At 60.3% G+C, this 17,023-nt stretch carries 14 protein-coding genes and 1 pseudogene; 14 read left to right on the top strand and 1 reads right to left on the bottom strand.

The window, feature by feature from the left end; genetic code table 11:
* Positions 1-1,045 precede the first annotated feature (1,045 nt).
* The 8 genes and pseudogenes from ACQY1L_RS21305 to ACQY1L_RS21270 all read left to right on the top strand — a co-directional run bounded on the left by ACQY1L_RS21305 (position 1,046) and on the right by ACQY1L_RS21270 (position 10,108).
* Complete coding sequence (locus tag ACQY1L_RS21305) at positions 1,046-2,206, top strand: tyrosine-type recombinase/integrase (RefSeq protein ID WP_430244297.1); 1,161 nt, start codon at positions 1,046-1,048, stop codon at positions 2,204-2,206.
* On the top strand, positions 2,193-4,025 hold the full coding sequence (locus ACQY1L_RS21300; RefSeq protein ID WP_430244295.1) for a hypothetical protein: 1,833 nt from the start codon (positions 2,193-2,195) through the stop codon (positions 4,023-4,025). Before ACQY1L_RS21305 ends, ACQY1L_RS21300 begins: the two co-directional genes overlap by 14 nt.
* Positions 4,026-4,027: 2 nt before the next feature.
* Positions 4,028-5,899, top strand: coding sequence for an integrase (locus ACQY1L_RS21295; RefSeq protein WP_430244293.1), 1,872 nt, complete (start codon positions 4,028-4,030; stop codon positions 5,897-5,899).
* Entirely contained in the window at positions 5,883-6,326 is a 444-nt protein-coding gene (locus tag ACQY1L_RS21290; RefSeq protein WP_430244291.1) for a hypothetical protein, read from the top strand. Before ACQY1L_RS21295 ends, ACQY1L_RS21290 begins: the two co-directional genes overlap by 17 nt.
* Positions 6,327-6,832: 506 nt before the next feature.
* Positions 6,833-7,129 (top strand): DUF736 domain-containing protein, encoded by a 297-nt coding sequence (locus ACQY1L_RS21285; protein ID WP_430244289.1) that lies wholly within the window; start codon positions 6,833-6,835, stop codon positions 7,127-7,129.
* 135 nt (positions 7,130-7,264) lie between these two features.
* A pseudogene (locus tag ACQY1L_RS21280) lies at positions 7,265-7,543 on the top strand (DUF736 domain-containing protein); the annotation flags it as partial.
* Positions 7,544-8,067: 524 nt separating this feature from the next.
* Entirely contained in the window at positions 8,068-9,390 is a 1,323-nt protein-coding gene (locus ACQY1L_RS21275) for an NAD(P)/FAD-dependent oxidoreductase (RefSeq protein WP_430244287.1), read from the top strand.
* A 16-nt stretch (positions 9,391-9,406) separates the two neighbouring features.
* A complete protein-coding gene (locus ACQY1L_RS21270; RefSeq protein WP_430244285.1) occupies positions 9,407-10,108 on the top strand; it encodes an SDR family NAD(P)-dependent oxidoreductase in 702 nt (233 codons plus the stop codon).
* Here ACQY1L_RS21270 and ACQY1L_RS21265 read toward each other — a convergent pair.
* Positions 10,102-10,872 (bottom strand): IclR family transcriptional regulator, encoded by a 771-nt coding sequence (locus tag ACQY1L_RS21265; protein WP_430244283.1) that lies wholly within the window; start codon positions 10,870-10,872, stop codon positions 10,102-10,104. The genes ACQY1L_RS21270 and ACQY1L_RS21265 overlap by 7 nt on opposite strands.
* Positions 10,873-11,056: 184 nt before the next feature.
* On the opposite strand from ACQY1L_RS21265, the gene ACQY1L_RS21260 reads away from it, so the two are divergent.
* From ACQY1L_RS21260 to ACQY1L_RS21235, 6 genes are read left to right on the top strand one after another with little or no spacing between them, the layout of a single operon-like run.
* Positions 11,057-11,884 (top strand): transporter substrate-binding domain-containing protein, encoded by an 828-nt coding sequence (locus tag ACQY1L_RS21260; RefSeq protein WP_430244280.1) that lies wholly within the window; start codon positions 11,057-11,059, stop codon positions 11,882-11,884.
* Between the two features lie 18 nt (positions 11,885-11,902).
* Positions 11,903-12,619, top strand: coding sequence for an amino acid ABC transporter permease (locus ACQY1L_RS21255; RefSeq protein WP_430244278.1), 717 nt, complete (start codon positions 11,903-11,905; stop codon positions 12,617-12,619).
* Positions 12,620-12,621: 2 nt separating this feature from the next.
* Complete coding sequence (locus ACQY1L_RS21250; RefSeq protein ID WP_430244276.1) at positions 12,622-13,434, top strand: amino acid ABC transporter permease; 813 nt, start codon at positions 12,622-12,624, stop codon at positions 13,432-13,434.
* Positions 13,431-14,177: an amino acid ABC transporter ATP-binding protein gene (locus ACQY1L_RS21245; RefSeq protein WP_430244274.1), complete on the top strand. Its 747-nt coding sequence runs from the start codon at positions 13,431-13,433 to the stop codon at positions 14,175-14,177. The genes ACQY1L_RS21250 and ACQY1L_RS21245 overlap by 4 nt, the downstream gene beginning before the upstream one ends.
* Before the next feature lie 45 nt (positions 14,178-14,222).
* The gene (locus ACQY1L_RS21240) at positions 14,223-15,539 is read left to right on the top strand and encodes an NAD(P)/FAD-dependent oxidoreductase (protein WP_430244272.1); all 1,317 of its coding nucleotides are present in this window, start codon (positions 14,223-14,225) and stop codon (positions 15,537-15,539) included.
* Between the two features lie 3 nt (positions 15,540-15,542).
* A complete protein-coding gene (locus tag ACQY1L_RS21235) occupies positions 15,543-17,006 on the top strand; it encodes an aspartate ammonia-lyase (RefSeq protein WP_430244271.1) in 1,464 nt (487 codons plus the stop codon).
* The last annotated feature ends 17 nt before the right edge of the window (positions 17,007-17,023 follow it).

Raw genomic sequence — 17,023 nt, 5'->3', positions numbered from 1 at the left:
CTCGCGAGGAAGCCAGCCACGTTCACGAAACCAGACCGTGGCCTGTTGAGTGATGGTCCGGCGTCGGATGAGGCTGCATCAATTCTCGGCAACCACCTCGACCATGCCTGCGTCGCGATGATCCGAGTGAAAGGCCCGACAGTCCAGCTTGACCGAGAGACAGGCGATGGCCCTGCTGTGACAGAACCATGCACCCACGCGCGGCGAACTCGTTTCTCTGGGCAAATGCGAAGGCGAAAGTCACGTCCGTTTTTGTTTTCCCGAATGGCAAGCGGGTAGTTTCACCGACTTGGATTGAGGTTGAGCGTCCTCTTCTCAAGGGAGCCAGCAAAGCCGATGTTAGTGCTCAGGGGAAAAGCGCTGATCAATAACAGCCATCACATAAATTCCTTTTCCCGACTGAACAAATCACGCCCACCGCGAACTCGATTGATCTGGTCTGACCGAAGACCGGCAATGCGGGCGCCGCCTCTATCTTGATCCCGCAACGTCCGCCGTCAGCTTCTTTCCGCCGCCTACGGCTTTGCATCGCGAAGCAAAAAAGCTGTCGTCGGCCGCCCTCCATTGCATTCCGGCCCTTTGGGTGCGGACCGATCGTCCCCGGTCCATCGACCATCATCGAGATCGCGATGGGCGCGACCCGATCAGCAAAAGGAAATCACGTGATGGCTACGATTGGCACTTTCTCCCGCACCGACAACGGCTTAGGTCATGTCGTCAGAAGTGTCCTTTAGCGCCATTGCTTCTGGTCGTGGCACGCAGACGTCCGGGTCAAGCGTTCCCGCAGCGTAGCGAGGACAACGCTTGAGGCGGCGGCGACACCTCAAGCTGTCCATCGGGTGCAGGCATTGTCCTGCACCCCTGCCACGTGGCGAACGGGAGAGCGCGAGGGGAACCCCTCGTGTCCAAAGGAAGACTCGCGCCGTAGGCGCTCCGCTTATTCTTTCTTCAGCGTTGTCATCTGTCCGTTTCGTCGAAGGCATATGGTCTTGGACGACGTCGATGTCCTTTTGCGCCTCCGGGTGCCTTGCTTCCGGAGAGCGGGATGGTTTCGATTGTACGGGCGGTGCCTGGTGTTGACGGGATTCCGGCCGGATTTCCGATTTTGCTCGACGCGCAGATGTCGATTGTCGAACCGGCCTTCAGTTATTTGCTCGAACTCGCCACTATCCCCGGCCGTTCTCACGCGTTTGAGACGCTGCGGACGTATAGCGAGCACCTGCATGATTGGTTCGACAGCCTGGAGCAGAGCGGGCTGGAGTGGCGCTTCGCGGACGAAGAAGCCATCGCCGCCTACCGCAATCGGATGCTGTCGGCACCCAGCCCTCATACCGGGCGACCCTATGCCCGCTCCACGGTGAATGATCGTGTCCGGACGACTTGTCGGTTCTATTCATGGGCGCATCGGCGTGGTCTGATTGAGGCCGTGCCTTCAGATTATGTCGAGGTGTCGCTCCGGTCGGGACGCCGGCAGGGCATGCTGGCACATCTGGATCACCGGCCGCCAACCGTGATGGCAAACATTCTGACGGTCTCGGAGGTTGAGCGGCTGCCGCGACCGCTCCGCGTCGATCAGCTCCAATCCTTGTTCCGGCATCTTGGCCCACCATACGACCTGATCGCAGAATGGGCTTTGGCCACCGGTATGCGCCGCAAGGAGCTATGCGGCTTGCAGCTTGAGCAGGTGCCAAATGTCGCTCATCTTGACATTGACGAGAACCCGCTCGTTGGGATGCCGCTGACGATCACCAAGGGTGACCGGCCGCGGACCGTCTATCTGCCGCTGCGATTGATCGACCGGACCCACTGGTATGCGGGAGAGCAACGCGCGGCGCTGGTGACGCGGCGGCGCAGAGCGCAACCCGGTTACCAGGTGCCAACGGCTCTTTTTCTCAACAGCAAGGGTGAGCCCGTTTCGAGAGCGAGGTTTTCAGCCGCATTCCGCGCGGCCTTTCAGGCGGCAGGGCTGACAGGGTCTGGCCATTGGCTGCGCCATACCTTTGCGATGACCATGCTGGTGCGCTTGCAAAAGCAAGCTGTAACGACACCGGACCTCAATCCGCTGAAGATTGTGCAGGTTCTGCTTGGCCATGCGTCGATCCAGTCGACAGCCATCTACCTGCGTTGCGTGGAGCTCAACGCCGATGCACTCGCTGAGAGCCTTGCCTACCTCTACGGTGAGTTGGTGCCCGATGGCCGTCCGTAGAGGAAGCCCGATCGATCGTCGCTTCTCGGTTCCCGACGTCCAATCGGAGCTTACGATTTCCCGGCTATCGACGAACACGCTCATTTTCGTCGATGCGTGGGGCAAGCCCGAGCAACGCTTCGACGTCGATCAACTTATTGGCTTGCCGGTCGATCTCCGAGAGCTTCTGACCGACGCCTTTCGCGAGCATTGTGCCGGTCAGAGGCTCGCAACGCGTCGCACGGCCTGGGGAGCCGTCCGCCGTTTCGCCCGCTTCGTGGCGGCCGATGGCATGATCAGGGGAGCCGGTGATGTCGATACCGCAGCGATTGGGCGGTACGTGCTCTGGCTCCGCAAGGAGGGTGCATCGCGAGCGGTGCATGGCGCCCATGCCATTGCCTTCGATCTCCTGCGTCCCTTGCTGTTATGGTGTCGCCGTAATCGACCAGATGTGCTTCCCGCCAATCTGGACATCCCGTGGAATGCGTTTCCGGGCCGCCGTACCAGTCAACAACCACGACGCAGGCTCTCCGCTGACCAGATCAAGGCGATTCTTCGCGCCTGCTACGAGGAGATCGATGAGGCATGGGCGCGGTTTCAGCATGGTCAGGATGTCATCCGCCGTCCCGAGCTGCCGTCGAAGACGCTGCGCGGTCAGGGGCTCGACCGATGGATATGGCGCATTTCCAGGATAGAAGGTGGCCTGATGCCGGACACTGCTGCTTTGGAGGAGCATGGCATCAAGTCCAGCACACTGGTCAGGTTCTGGGGTGGCTCCCGCACCATGACGCAGTATTTCCACATCACCACCGATACGCTCGTCCCGTTCTTTCTGGCAATTGCCATCCAGACTGCCGCTAACCCGGAGGCGCTGCGTCACATTCACCGCGATTGCCTCGTTCCTCATCCCCTCGATGAGCATCGTGTCATTATCGACTGGACCAAAGCCCGGACTGGCACCCACCTCCAAAAGGCGCAGCGGCGCTCCTTCGATCGGCGTCGCCGCTACGCTGCGCCGAACCTGATCGAGATGATGCTGGCGCTGACCGGACCGATCGTCGCCACGGCGCCGCCCGCCGAGCAGGATCGTCTCTTCCTGACGCGCAGCATTTTCAGGGAGCACGTTCGTCGCTCCCTTCGCAGCCGCACCGGGATCATCGAGCATTCTGTCCTCCGGCGGGCAATCCTCCGATTCATAAAACGCGCGAACTGCCGGATCGAAGAATGGAATGCCGCACATCCAGATAAACCTCGCGAGGCGATCGCCAACTTTGCGCCGGCGCTGTTTCGAGGAACGGTCGCCACTGAGCATTATCGAGCTTCAGGCGGGGATGTTCTTGTCGCACAATCGCTTCTGAACCATGCCAGTGTCGCAACAACCGAGACCTATCTCAAGGGCGAGGAAACGACACGGTTCCAGCGCCAGACGATCGCTCGCCTGCAAGAGACGATAATCGCCTGGGTGCGCGGGTCAATTGGAAGCAAGCCGGCGCCAACCTCCGGCGAGACCCGTGCCACGGCTCTTTTCGGCCACGATTGTCTCGCCCCTGTCGTTTCCGGCGGGGATGGCGGCGAGCGCCTGTGTCCGCAGTTTGGCGGATGCCTTGCCTGCCCCGGCCTCGTCATTCCGATCGACCCCGAGCATCTGGCGCGTATTCTCGCAGCCAGAGACCGCCTCGAGCAGGCCCGTATCCGGCTCGATCCACGGCGCTGGAACCTGCTCTATGCGCCATCGTGGAAGATCATCACCCAGGACATCCTTCCTGATTTCCCATCAGAGATGCATGAGGCCGCACGCGAACGCGCCGCCAACATGCCACCCCTACCGGAACTGGAGTGATCATGTCGGCACGCGCCCAGCAGATTTCCCGTCCAGACGCCCTCCGGCGTATATCGTCGCGGTCGCTCTGGAGCGATCCTCAATGGCATTTCGACAAGGCACGTGCCGATCTGCGATCTTATCAGCTTCTCATCGACTGGGCCTTTGAACTGCCGGACGGTAGCCGCTTCACCGATGAACGGTGGCGATCGTGGCTGGAAGATGCGCGCGCATTCATGTGGTCGCTTCAAATCGATCCGCCGTCAGGCCGACGGCAGGCGCGGCCGCGAACATTGGTCACGACAGCGCTCAAGCTTCGTCTTCTGATCCGATGGATGACGGAGCACAGCATGCGCGGTTTCGATGAACTGGATCGCGATGTGGCCGAGCAGTTCATGCAGCACGTGGCGGAACGACAAACCCAGTCTGGCGTGTCGATTAGACCAAGCACCAGGCAGTCCTATGCCAACCTTCTGATCGCCCTTTATCAGCAAAAGGCCAAGCTCGCCTCTCCACCTCCGGAGAATCCCTTCGGCGATGAACGGGCCAGCCGGTTCTCCGGCTTCCATCGTCATACCGTCCGCCGCTTGCCCTTCACACCGGACGCCATCGCAATTCCCCTCATATCGGCGGCGATCCGGCTGATCGGCCAGCCGGCTGACGACGTGATTGCGCTGCGGAACCAGGTTGTTCCTGCCCGCGTGGATGCTCAGGGGCAATCGCTTTTCATCCACCGGGCGACAGTCCGAACGCTTGTGTCCTCCTTCAGCTTTTCCACGCTCGACGATGAGGAAGCTTCGTGGCACGCGCCACTCTCCGGGTTGAAGGAACTGCGGTTGCTGATCAACCGGATTCAGGAGGCATGCTTCATCGTCATTGCCTATCTGGTCGGCGCACGGGTCTCCGAGATCCTGACGCTGGAGGCGGGTTGCATCGAGGAGCATCGCTCGGCGGACGGCAGCGAAGCCTTCGCCTATCTCCGCGGCTGGATATTCAAAACCGCAGTTGGTGAGGCCGGAACGCAGCATCTGTGGCCGGCGCCGCCACCTGTCCAGCGCGCGGTCGAGGTGCTGCATCGTCTTTCCGAGCCATATCGCGTCGAGACGGGTCGATCGGAACTCTGGCTCTCCCTCGCTGGCCGCGGCATTATTGACGCTCGAACCCCGGACGTCATCACCGCCGCTTCCCTCCTTATCCGGTTGAATGAGCGGTTTGCGCCTTTCGTCGATTTGCCTCGCAATGAGGACGGCTCCGTCTGGCACTTGACCACACATCAGGGCCGCAAGACCTTCGCCCGTTTCGTCGGTAAGCGGGACCGCACCGGCCTTCACGCCCTCCAGCATCATTTCGGGCATGTGACCCGCATCATGACGGACAGCGCCTATGTCGGCACGGACTTCGACCTTGGTGAACTCGTCGATGCGCAGACGCTGGAGGAGACGCGTAACGCCCTGGAAGAGCTGCTGACCTCCGCCCGCCTTGGCGGCAAGGCCGGGCGGCTGATGTCGTCACGATCACGTTTCCGGGGGCGCACCCGTGATGGTGACCTCGCCGCCTACGTCGATTTCCTGATCGAGGACAGCGGCATGCGGCTCGGTGTCTGCGACTGGGGCTACTGCGTTTATCGGGCTGAGACCGCAGCCTGCATGGGCGATGAACGCGGCCCGAACCCGTTATGGCGCACCGAAAGCACCTGCGCGAGCTGCGCAAATTTCGCCGTCACGGATCGCCACCAACCCGTCTGGCAGACCCGCTTTGAACGCAATCTCGCGCTGATCGGCGACCAGCGCCTCGATCAGGCCAGTCTCGCACTCGCCAGAACAAGAGTCGCCGAGTGCGAGCGCATCTTATCCGAACTTTCCGGAGCAGAGAGATCGCATGGCGAACGCACATGACAAGCGTATGGAAGCGACTGCGGGGAAACTGCGCGCCGCGCTCGATCGCCTCATCCAGGAAGACGGACAGCACTCTAACGTCCCAGCCTCGCGCCTGAGGGTTGCGGCACTGGCGCGCGAAGCCGGCGTCGGCCGGAATGCCATCTATAGCAACCACCGCGACATTCTCGATGATCTCGCTAAAGCCCGCCAGCGGCACAGCCTGCCCGACCTGGGCCACCGCGTCGAAGACAAGATTTTCGAACAGCGCGGTCTGATCGAAGAGATGCAGGGCCAGATCCGACAACTCGCGACCGAGAATGCCGGACTCATGCGGCGCGCCGTCGAAGCAGAGCGTCGCGCCGACAGGGCCGAACGCCGCAGCGCACTGTTGACGAGGGAGATCGACATCCTGCGCCGTCCTACATTGCTGCGGCCGGACGAGTGATACGGTGTAGCGCCGACAGTGATACAGTGATGTCGCCCAGCCGTTCTCGTGCGACCCATCGCGGCGCTGACTGATGATTTGGCAGAACACGAAGCCAGCGAGGCTCACTTTCCTTTTCATCGTCACCGGTCGTTCGGACATGGTGAGGATGGGGTGCGATCTCCGGAAGGCCGTCACAGAGCGAGCTCTGGCGTACTGAGCCCGGTGCCTTCTCCTCCAAAAGCTGCCTGAGGTGCGTCCACTGCGGCCTTTCTTGGTGGCGTATCTCACACCGGGTTCGGCTGCTGCGCTGCCCGACCTTGATCCCGCAACAGCGCATTGCCGATCTTCTTCCCCGCCGTGCTCGGCTGACACCTGCGCGCGGCTTCCTCGCGAGACAAGAACCTCGGCCCTGGGCTGCCCTCCATTGCATTTCGGCCCTTCGGGTGCGGGCCAGTCGCCCGGTGTTCTCCGATCGCCATCAAGGCCGCGGTGGTCGCGACCTGATACAGCAACGGAGAAGACAAATGGCTCAGATCGGCACTTTCACCCGCAACGAAGACGGCTCTTTCGCCGGAGTAATCAAGACCCTCAACCTCAACATCAAGGCCCGCCTGGTCGTGGCAGAGAAGGAAAGCGACAAGTCGCCTGACCTGCGCGCCCTCGCGAGCACCATCGAGATCGGCGCCGGCTGGAAGAAAACTGCCAAGGAGACCGGCCGGGAGTACCACTCGATCAAGCTCGACGATCCGAGCTTCCCCGCTCCGATCTACGCCAGCCTCGTCGAGAACGAGGACGCTTACGCCCTCATCTGGTCGCGCTGAGGCGGCCAATCACCGGACGCGGCGCCCACCCCGGAGCGCCGCGTCCGGCAAGAGGACACCAGGAAGTGTCCTTCAGCGAATGATAAAGCGATATCAGTCGCTTCTGATCAAAATGACAGTTGACGAATGACCTAAAACTCCTTCACAGGCTCGGTCAAGACCCTCACCCTCAACGTCAAGTCGGTGAAATTCGTCCCATCCGAGGGCGAAAACGAAAACGGACCGGACTTCCGCGTGTTTGCGGCGGCCACAGAATTCGGAGCCGCATGGAAGAAGCAGTCCGACAAGGGCAACCCCTACCTCTCGGTCAAGCTGGACGATCCGAGCTTCCCCGCTCCGATCTATGCGAGCCTGGTCGAAGTGGAAGGCGACGAACTGGCGCTCATCTGGTCCCGCCGCCGAGCCGGTAACTGAACAGGCCCAAGGCCCGGCCCCGCGAAAGCGGGGCTTCGCCGTGCTTATGCCCACCGCCGTGGGTATCCCACAGCCGGATGGTCACGTTGGAACGTCAAAGATACGCTTCGATCGAAGCGCTGATAACCGTACGCTTCGCGCTGCCAGTCCCACGACTCCTTGAGCTGCGCGTAGGCCAAGAGATGACGAGTTACTATCAAAAACCGGGTGCGGGAGTTCGCCCGCCCGAATCTGTGGCGAAGCGAATGCAGTTATTCGAAATGTCGCATGACCCCAAGATTTGGCACCTACGTTCAGTGCGCGCTGCCGGTATACGTACTCGTTCGAATAGATTTTCTGTTTTAGTCCACAATATGAGAAATTTCCGCGAGAGCATTCGTATTGTGAGAACGTGATTGACGAGATGCCTCAATTTCTGTCACGCATATAAAATCGGCAAAGACGCCGAAATTCATTTTATGCAGATCGTCAACGCAAGGCTTTCAAGGTTACGCGATTGTGGCTACTCTCGAAGGAGACATTTCTTGGGAAAGTTTTCGCCTTTTGATGCAACGCTATGGTTTGCAACAGCAGTTCCTGCTCCGTCGACCAAAAAACTTGAGGGACGAACTACTGCGGATGTCTGCGTTGTCGGTGCTGGCTATACCGGCCTGACAACAGCGCTTGAACTGGCCCGCAAGGGCGTCAAGGTCGTGCTTGTCGAGGCGCAGGAGGCAGGCTTTGGGGGCTCCGGCCGTAATGCGGGACATTGCACGCCGACTTTCAGCTATTACAGCCTGCCGTCCCTCAGAAAGATGCTGGGTGAACCTTTCGCCGAACGCCTCATCCATCGCCAGACCCGGGCCAACGACCGTGTGGTGGAGATGATCACGTCCTACCAGCTCGATTGCGAGTGGGTTCAGAATGGTTATGTCATGGGCGCGCTTCGTCCGGGCGCCATGTCGATCATGCAGGAGAAATCGGACGCCTATGCTGGCGCTGGTGCCCGCTGCCGGGTGATTGGCAAGGACGAGGTCGAGGCCATGACCGGTAGCCCGCGTTTCCATGGCGGCTGGTACCACGAGGAAGGTGGCCATGTGAACCCGCTCTCCTATGCCCGCGGCCTCGCTCGCGCCGTTATTCAGGAAGGCGGCCAGATATTCACGAGTTCCCCAGTGGAGGACGTCGAGCCCGAGGCTGGCAAGTGGTCGGTCCGGACGCCAGACGGCAGTGTGCTGACCGACAAGGTGATTTTCGCCACGGGCGCGTATACCGTCGGAGGCTGGAAGAATCTCGACAAGAGCTTCCGCATCAAGAAAGTATTCCTCGCCGCCACCCAGCCGCTTGATCCCGAAACCCGTAAAAAGGTGCTGCCGCACAACACCACGATGCATGACGGTCGTGGTGATATCTATGTCTACAAGTACAATCGCGAAGGCCGCATCGTCGCATCGATGTTCCCTATGGGCCAGCGCGGCGCCGACCCGGTATACACCCGGCAAGTGATGACCGACCGCCTTAAATTCCTGCATCCGCAGATCAAGGAAGACATCCGCTGGGAGTATTTCTGGTTCGGCGAACTGGACATGCAGATGAAGACCATCCCGCGTCTGTACGATCTTGCACCTGGCGTGATTGCCTGCACCGGTCTATCCGGCCGCGGTGTGCCAACCGGTTCGATGCTCGGCGGCATCCTGTCGGAATGGGCGCTGGGCGTGCCGGACAAGGACCTGTCGCTGAAGATGGAGCCGCTACACAAGGCGCCGATGCTGATGTCTTTCGCCCCGGGCTTGCGTCTTCGCTATTTCCGCATGCAGGAGAACCGCGCAACCCGCAAGGAGGGCGTCGCCCTCGTGCCGCACGCTTGATGAGGAATTGACCGAGATGACCGAAAAGAAAACCGTTCTCATTTCCGGCGGCAATCGCGGCATCGGCGCCGCATCGGGTAAAGCCTTCATGGAGGCTGGCTGGAACGTATCGCTTGGCATGCGCACGCTGGTGCTGCCGGATTGGGCCGATCCGGATAGCGTACAAGTGCATGCGTATGATGCCGTCGATGCCCAATCGCCGATCGACTGGGCTGCAGCTGCTATGGCAAAATTCGGCCGTATCGATGCGGTTGTCGCGAATGCCGGTATCATGGTGCGCAAGACCGCAATCGAGGCGACCGACGAGGAGTTTAGTTCGCTGATGGATGTCAATGTCAACGGTCCGCGTCGACTGGTGAAGGCATGCTGGGACCAACTCGTGGAAAGCGGTTCTGGACGTGTCGTTATCGTTGCCTCGCTGTCCGGGAAACGGGTGAAGTCGGCCGTCTCGGGTTCTTATTCCGTGTCCAAGTTCGCAGCGCTCGGCCTTTCGCATGCGATTCGCCATGCGCGCTTCGACAAGGGCGTGCGGGCAACCGCCATCTGCCCTGGTTTCGTGGCAACCGACATGGGGATGCCGCTTGCCGGTGCCACCCCTACGGACACGTTGACCCAACCGGAAGACATCGCCAGTTCAATCCTACACGTCGTTACGCTTCCGAACCGGGCAAGCGTTTCGGAGCTCTGGATCAATTGCCTGCTCGACGACAGCTACTGATCAACGATTGCGGTAATCTCCTCCTTCAGGAGAAGCGCATACTGTTCCAGCGTGCCGGGCACGAGCTTGGCACTTAAGAGCGTGAAGCCCAGCGAGGCGTTGGGCGTCACACCGTCGGAAAAGATGGGCACGGAAACTCCTGCAATGCCGGGAATGAGCTCGCCGACATCCACCGCGTAGCCACGGTCGCGCGTCTCTGCGATCAACCGGCGAACCTTGTCGGCAGTCAGGTCGCGATAGGCGGCGTAACGCTCGACATTGGCGCGGATGATGAATTCCTGCTCGTCCGCATCGAGATAGGCGAGCATGGCGATGGAGCCTGGGCCAACGCCGAGTGGCACCGAGCCACCAATCGAACCTGTCAGCGTTGGCACGACACATTCGCCGTCGCGCCGGTCGAGACAGACGGAATCGTGATTGAGCCGCGCCATCAGGTGGATCGTATCGCCGGTGCGGCGGCGGATGCGGGTCAGCGCCACTTCGCAGCGGCTGATGATGCCGGGCCCACGGGCGGCGCGGGCGCCGTAGATCGCCATCCGCGCACCGAGACGGTAACAGCGTTTTTTGTCGTCACGCGCCAGCAGCTTATGGCCGACGAGCGTATTGAGGATGCGGTGACAGGTGGCGGTGTTGAGCTGGGAACGGGCCGTAAGGTCCTTGAGCGTAACCCCCTGCACGCCGCCATCTGCAACAAGATCGAGCAAAATGACCGCTCGGTCCAAAAGCTGGGCTCCGCTGGTTGACGACTGTCGGCTTTCAAGCATGAAATCTCACATTATGAAAAATAAGGTCTTGATAACTTGTATAATGAGAAATCTCGGTATTCAATGATAAAAAGTAATCGACTTACAGAGGTGAGTAATTTGTAGGCAGTTTAATTTGCGACGGCTTGCGGGGTTCATCGCATCTTTAAGGCACCCGCTACAAGAAACAGGGGAACTGACGAAAATGAAAAGAGCAAAGATATTCGCATCCACGGCCTTGATGGCGATTGGCCTCTTCATGGCGGGTGCCGCGACGGCAGACACGCTGGCCGACGTAAAGTCGCGCGACAAGCTGATCGTCGGCGTCAAGAACGACTACGCACCCTATGGCTATTTGAACGACAAAGGCGAAATCATCGGCTTCGAAGTCGAGCTTGCCAAATATGTCGCCAAGGAACTGCTGGGCTCCGCCGACAAGATTGAGTTCGTTCCGGTGGTTGCCGCCAACCGCATCGAATTCCTGACCGCCGGACGCATCGACGTCATTTTCGCGACCCTCGGCGTCACGCCTGACCGCGACAAGGTCATCGACTTCACGACGGCCTATGTGTCTTCGCCCGGCCCGGCGGTGATGATGGCCAAGGCTGCCACCACAACCAAGTGGGAAGAACTCAAGGGCAAGCCGGTCTGCGGCATCCAGGGTTCTTACTACAACAGGAAGATGACCGAGGAATTTGGCATTGAACTGGTGGCTTTCAAGACCCAGCCGGAAGCCATGCGCGCGCTGCGCGACAACCGCTGCGTCGGCTTCGTTTTCGACCAGATGACACTGGACCTCAAAGTCCAGGAAGCAGACTGGTCCGGCTACAAAGTCGCCGTGCCAACCTATGAATATCTGCCGATGGCCGGTGGCATCCGCGAAGGCGACAAGTCGTTCCAGGAAGCGGTCGACAAGGCCATTACCAAAGCGGAAGCCGAGGGCAAGATGATCGGTTGGGAAACTGAATTCAATATCCCGCCTGCCGACTACATTGCCGAGCGCGCCAAAGCTGCCAAAGCGAAACTGAACTAATAAGAACTGGGGCAGCGATTGTTCGGTCTCGATTATTCCTGGCTTTCGGATCCGGCATACCAGCAGTGGCTGCTTACCGGGGTCCTCAATACGCTCAAACTCGCGGTGCTCTCTTCGAGCGCCGCGGTCATCATCGGCCTGCTGGGCGCGCTGGCGCTGACGCTGCGGATATTCTGGCTTGACGCCATCGTTGAGCTGTTCGTGGAAGTATTCCGCAACACGCCTCCGCTCTTGCAGATGCTGTTTGCATATTTCACGCTCTCGACGCTCGGTCTAAAAGTCATCGATCCCTCGACCGGGCTCGCGATGCCGTTGCTCAGTGCCTTCGCCTGCGCTTCGATCTCGCTCAGCCTGTTCGGTGGGGCGCTCGCCATAGAGGCCTTCCGATCCGGCATCGAAACCATGCCGAAATCGATCATCGAGGCGGCACGGTCGCTGGGATATAGCCGCTGGTCGCGGTTCTGGAAGGTCGAGGCGCCGATTGCGCTTCGCATCTGCCTGCCAGCATTGACCAATGTGCTCACCAACCTGTTCAAGACAACCTCGCAGGCCTCGGTCATCACGGTGCCGGAACTTATGTATTACGCCGGCCAGATCTACAACGACACCTTCCGGACACTCGAGGTGATGATCCTCGTCCTCCTCATCTACGTCTCGCTCGTCTCCGTCGTGACTTTCGGAATGGCGAGGCTGGAGCGATGGATGGCCTTTCCCGGTTACGGAAAGGGGCACTGATCATGATCACCCTTTTGACCTACGAAAACAAGAAGCGCGCCGTTCTGGCCGTCATCGCGATGGCCGTGGCGCTGTGGATCGCCATCGACGCGGTGGCCGGTGGCGCGCAATATTGGAGCCGCGTCTGGCTTCGGTTGCCGTTGATACTGACGGGCTCGGGCTCCGGCTGGCCGGTCACGGGCGGTTTCGTACTCAATATCCTGCTGTCGATCGCCGCAATGGCGGTTGCGACCGCGCTTGGCACGGTTATGGGGCTGGCGACGCTTGCCAAGTCTCCCTTTGTGCGGCTGCCGTCTTTCTTCGTGATGAACTTCCTGCGCAACTCGCCGTGGCTCGTTCTCCTGTTCGCAATGCTCTATATCCTTCCCTTTGAGATGCGGATATTTGGCGTGATGATCCCGTTCCCGCCCTTCGTGAAGGCGGTGATCGGTCTGGCGCTGCCCACGGCGGCGAATTTCTCGGAGGTCATCCGCGGCGCTGTGCAATCGATCCATAGCGGCCAGTGGGAAGCCTCGCGGTCGCTCGGTTATACGCAATTGCAAATTTACCGCCACGTGATCCTGCCGCAGGCTTTTCGCCGGATGATACCGGGCTGGATGAACCTTTACGCGCTGCTGATGATCGCAACCGCACTCGCCACCGTTACCGGCATCCAAGACGTTCTGACCATTCTCAACACGTCGCTTGCGATGGAGAGTGACCGCGTCATCGTCTACTTTTACCTCACCATCCTCTTTCTATTCTTCGGATATTGCTACCCGATCGCGATCCTCGCGCGACGGCTGGAGAATGCCGTTAAAGGAGACAATCTATGACACGCTCCGACGCTCTGATCGAGATCGACGGCATCCGCAAATCCTTCGGCATTTTCGAAGTTCTGAAGGGCATTTCCTTGAATGTCGGCAAGGGCGAGGCCGTCTGCATCATCGGCCCGTCCGGCTCCGGCAAGTCGACCATCCTGCGCTGCATCAACGGGCTGATCCCGATCAACGAGGGTTTCATTCGCGTCGGTAACCACAAGGTCCACGAGATGCGCAGTGAGAAGGCGATGCGCCCGCTGCGGCATCAGGTGGCGATGGTCTTTCAGCAGTACAATCTTTTCCCCCACCGCACAGCGCTGCAGAACATCATGATGGCGCCGATCCAGGTGCTCGGTCACGACAAGGCCGAAGTGGAAGAGCGTGCCCGCAAGCTCCTGAAGAAGGTGCGTCTGTCGGAAAAGGCCGACAGCTATCCGGGCCAGCTATCCGGTGGCCAGCAGCAGCGCGTTGCGATCGCTCGGGCGCTTGCCATGCAGCCCGACGTCATTCTGTTCGATGAGGTGACTGCGGCACTGGATCCGGAAACGGTCAAGGAAGTGCTGTTCACCATCCGCGAACTGGTGGAGGAGGGGTTGACCTGCATGCTCGTCACCCATGAGATGAAGTTTGCTCGCGATGTCTCCCACCGCGTCTGCTTTACCGACCGCGGCATGATCGTCGAAAGCGCGCCTCCAGCAGAATTCTTCGACGATCCGAAGGATCCGCGAACACGCGAATTCCTCGGCAAGGTTCTCTGATCTTTCGAAATTCACTGAAAGGCGAGCCGTGACGCTCGATGCAGTATGCCCCGTTTTGATGACATTTATTCCGCCGACTTCAAGGAAGCGCCCTATTGGTGGGAGGCGGCAGAACCCGAAACCAATCTCGATCCCTTACCGGAACGTGCAGACGTTGTGGTGGTCGGCTCCGGTTATGCCGGTATCAACGCCGCGACCCATCTGGCGCGGGCCGGCAGGTCTGTCGTCGTTCTGGATAGTGACCGGATCGGTTCGGGCTGTTCGACACGCTCCGGCGGAATGATTTCCAGCGCCCAGAAGCTGGTCGTCGGCGGCGCGATCAAGGGCATCGACCCGGCGCTGATCAACCGGCTGATTGGCGAGAGCAATGAAAGCTTCGAATACCTGAAAATGTTGATCGAGAGCGAAAAGCTCGATGCCGGACTGAAAATCACCGGACGCTTCTTCGGCGCCCACACTGCCGACGATTACGAAACACTGAGACGTCATGGCGCGCTGCTGGCTGAAAAGACCGGTGTGACCGTAAGTTTCCTCGACCGTGACCGGCAGCGGGCTGCCATCGGTTCGGATTATTATCATGGCGGCATGGTGATTGACGATTACGGCGGGCTGCATCCCGGCCTTTATCATAAGGCGTTGCGCGAACGGGCCAGGGCCACTGGCGTCATGCTTCGCTCTCATGCCCGCGCCGGTCTTGTCACGGACGGGCCGAACGGCGAGAGGATCGTGCCGACGGCGCGCGGCTCGATACGCGCCAGCAACGTCATCATTGCGACCAATGGTTATACCGAAGCCGATGCGAGCCCGGAACTCGCCCGCCGCCTTGTGCCAGTCAAAAGCTATCAGATCGCTACCGAGCCGCTACCGGCTGATCTTCTGGCCGAGCTTATCCCGCAGGCGAGGATGCTGTCCGACACCCGCCGCGACCTTATCTATGGCCGCCCGTCGCCGGATGGCACGCGGCTGCTGTTCGGCTCACGACCGGGCATTTTCGAGATGTCGGAGAGGCAGGCGGCAAAGCGTATCTACGCGCGCATGCTGGCGCTCTGGCCGCAGCTTGCCGGCGTCAGGATCACACATTCCTGGGTTGGCAGTGTCGCCATGACCGTCGACAAGCTCGCCCATATAGGCGAACGTGACGGCGCCGATTTCGCGGTTGGCTGCAACGGCAACGGCGTCGCGCTGATGACCTATCTCGGTTACCAGACGGCCCGGAAGATCCTCGGCGAGCAAAATGCCCCCTCCGCTTTCGACAGGGAAAAATTCACCGCGGTTCCCTTCTATTCGGGAAAACCCTGGTTCCTGCCGGCCTTTACCGGCTGGTACAGGCTGCGTGATTTCCTCGACCGGCCGGGACGCTGAGATATGGATTGCCTTGAAGCAGGCATGCGTCTCGAAGAGGATGCGCTGGGCACGCGGCTGATGCCGGACGAGATCGCTTACGGCATCCAGACCGCGCGTGCCGTCGATAATTTCTCGGTCTCGGGCCGTACCATCGCTGATATCGAGGGTTTCGTGCCGTCGATCATCGTCATCAAGCAGGCTGCGGCGCGCGCTAATTGCCGGGCAGGGTACATGGAACCACAGATCGCCGAGGCGATAGAAGAAGCCGCGATCGAATATCTGGCGGATGTCCGGCGCGAGGATTTTCCGGTCGACATTTATCATGGCGGCGGCGGCACTGCGGCCAACATGAATGTCAACGAGGTGCTGGCCAACCGGGCAAGCGAGATTCTGAGCGGACGAAAAGGCCAAAATCCCGTCCACGCCAATACCCATGTCAACATGAGCCAATCGACCAACGATGTCATACCGTCCGCGATGAAAATGGCGGTCGGCGGCGAGCTTTCGGCTCTGCGCGATGCCGTGACGATTCTGGTCGATGCCCTGGCGGAAAAGGAACATGCATTCGCGGATGTCGTGAAGCTCGCCCGGACCTGCCTTCAGGATGCGCTGCCGGTGACGCTCAGTCAGCAGTTTTCCGGTTACCGTGCGGCATTCCAACGCCAGTCGGCGGATATTGTGAGGCTCGAAACCCTCTGCCTCGGCCTGCCGCTCGGCGCTACCGCCGTTGGAACCGCCTTCGGGGCCTCCACGGAGTATCGCAGCTTCGTTATCCAGGAATTGCAGGCGCTGACGGGCAAGGCATGGCATGCGGAAGCAAACCTGTTCGATGCTCTGCAGAATGCTGACCACTGGCTGCATGTCTCGGCAACGCTGAAGGCCATCGCCGTAACTCTGTCGAAACTGTCTGCCGACCTGCGGATCATGTCGTCCGGCCCGCGTGCCGGCCTCGGCGAGATCACTCTGCCGTCGGTTCAACCGGGTTCGTCGATCATGCCCGGTAAGGTCAATCCGGTGATGCCGGAAATGATGATGCAGATCGCCTTCCGGGTGATCGGCAACGACGTCACTGTCACACGCGCTGCAGAAGGCGAGCTCGATCTCAACGTCTGGGAATCGATCATCCTTGAGGCGATCAGCGAGAGCATCCGGTTGATGCGGCGCGCCATTCCGCTCTTTGTGTCCGGCTGCATTGCCGGCATCGAGGTCAATGTCGAGCGTTGCCTTGCCGACGCATCCGGTTCGCTGGCGCTGTCCACGGCGCTGGCGGCGATATACGGTTACCCCGCCGCCTCCGCCGTCGCCAAACATGCGGCAAAACACGGTCTGTCGATCCGTGACGCCTCGGTGGCCGCCGGTCTGATGGTGGAGGAGGATGCCGACCGGCTGTTCGAGGATGTTGCGGCCTTTGCCGACCCGGTGCGGACGGAACGGTTGATCGCTCAGTTCCGTGCCAACAAATCTCCCGCGGAAAAGCAAGTGTAACCGCAGCCTTTCAGGAG

Source organism: Neorhizobium sp. DAR64862/K0K3, assembly GCF_050500185.1.
In the GTDB taxonomy this organism is placed as follows: domain Bacteria; phylum Pseudomonadota; class Alphaproteobacteria; order Rhizobiales; family Rhizobiaceae; genus Neorhizobium; species Neorhizobium soli.
This window is presented reverse-complemented; position numbering and strand designations above follow the sequence as displayed.

Excerpts from the sequence above, each read along its gene's own strand:
- ACQY1L_RS21305 (WP_430244297.1), top strand. The coding sequence starts at position 1,046 with ATGGTTTCGATTGTACGGGCGGTGCCTGGTGTTGACGGGATTCCGGCC.
- ACQY1L_RS21300 (WP_430244295.1), top strand. The coding sequence starts at position 2,193 with ATGGCCGTCCGTAGAGGAAGCCCGATCGATCGTCGCTTCTCGGTTCCC.
- ACQY1L_RS21295 (WP_430244293.1), top strand. The coding sequence starts at position 4,028 with ATGTCGGCACGCGCCCAGCAGATTTCCCGTCCAGACGCCCTCCGGCGT.
- ACQY1L_RS21290 (WP_430244291.1), top strand. The coding sequence starts at position 5,883 with ATGGCGAACGCACATGACAAGCGTATGGAAGCGACTGCGGGGAAACTG.
- ACQY1L_RS21285 (WP_430244289.1), top strand. The coding sequence starts at position 6,833 with ATGGCTCAGATCGGCACTTTCACCCGCAACGAAGACGGCTCTTTCGCC.
- ACQY1L_RS21270 (WP_430244285.1), top strand. The coding sequence starts at position 9,407 with ATGACCGAAAAGAAAACCGTTCTCATTTCCGGCGGCAATCGCGGCATC.
- ACQY1L_RS21265 (WP_430244283.1), bottom strand. The coding sequence starts at position 10,872 with ATGCTTGAAAGCCGACAGTCGTCAACCAGCGGAGCCCAGCTTTTGGAC.
- ACQY1L_RS21260 (WP_430244280.1), top strand. The coding sequence starts at position 11,057 with ATGAAAAGAGCAAAGATATTCGCATCCACGGCCTTGATGGCGATTGGC.
- ACQY1L_RS21250 (WP_430244276.1), top strand. The coding sequence starts at position 12,622 with ATGATCACCCTTTTGACCTACGAAAACAAGAAGCGCGCCGTTCTGGCC.
- ACQY1L_RS21245 (WP_430244274.1), top strand. The coding sequence starts at position 13,431 with ATGACACGCTCCGACGCTCTGATCGAGATCGACGGCATCCGCAAATCC.
- ACQY1L_RS21240 (WP_430244272.1), top strand. The coding sequence starts at position 14,223 with ATGCCCCGTTTTGATGACATTTATTCCGCCGACTTCAAGGAAGCGCCC.
- ACQY1L_RS21235 (WP_430244271.1), top strand. The coding sequence starts at position 15,543 with ATGGATTGCCTTGAAGCAGGCATGCGTCTCGAAGAGGATGCGCTGGGC.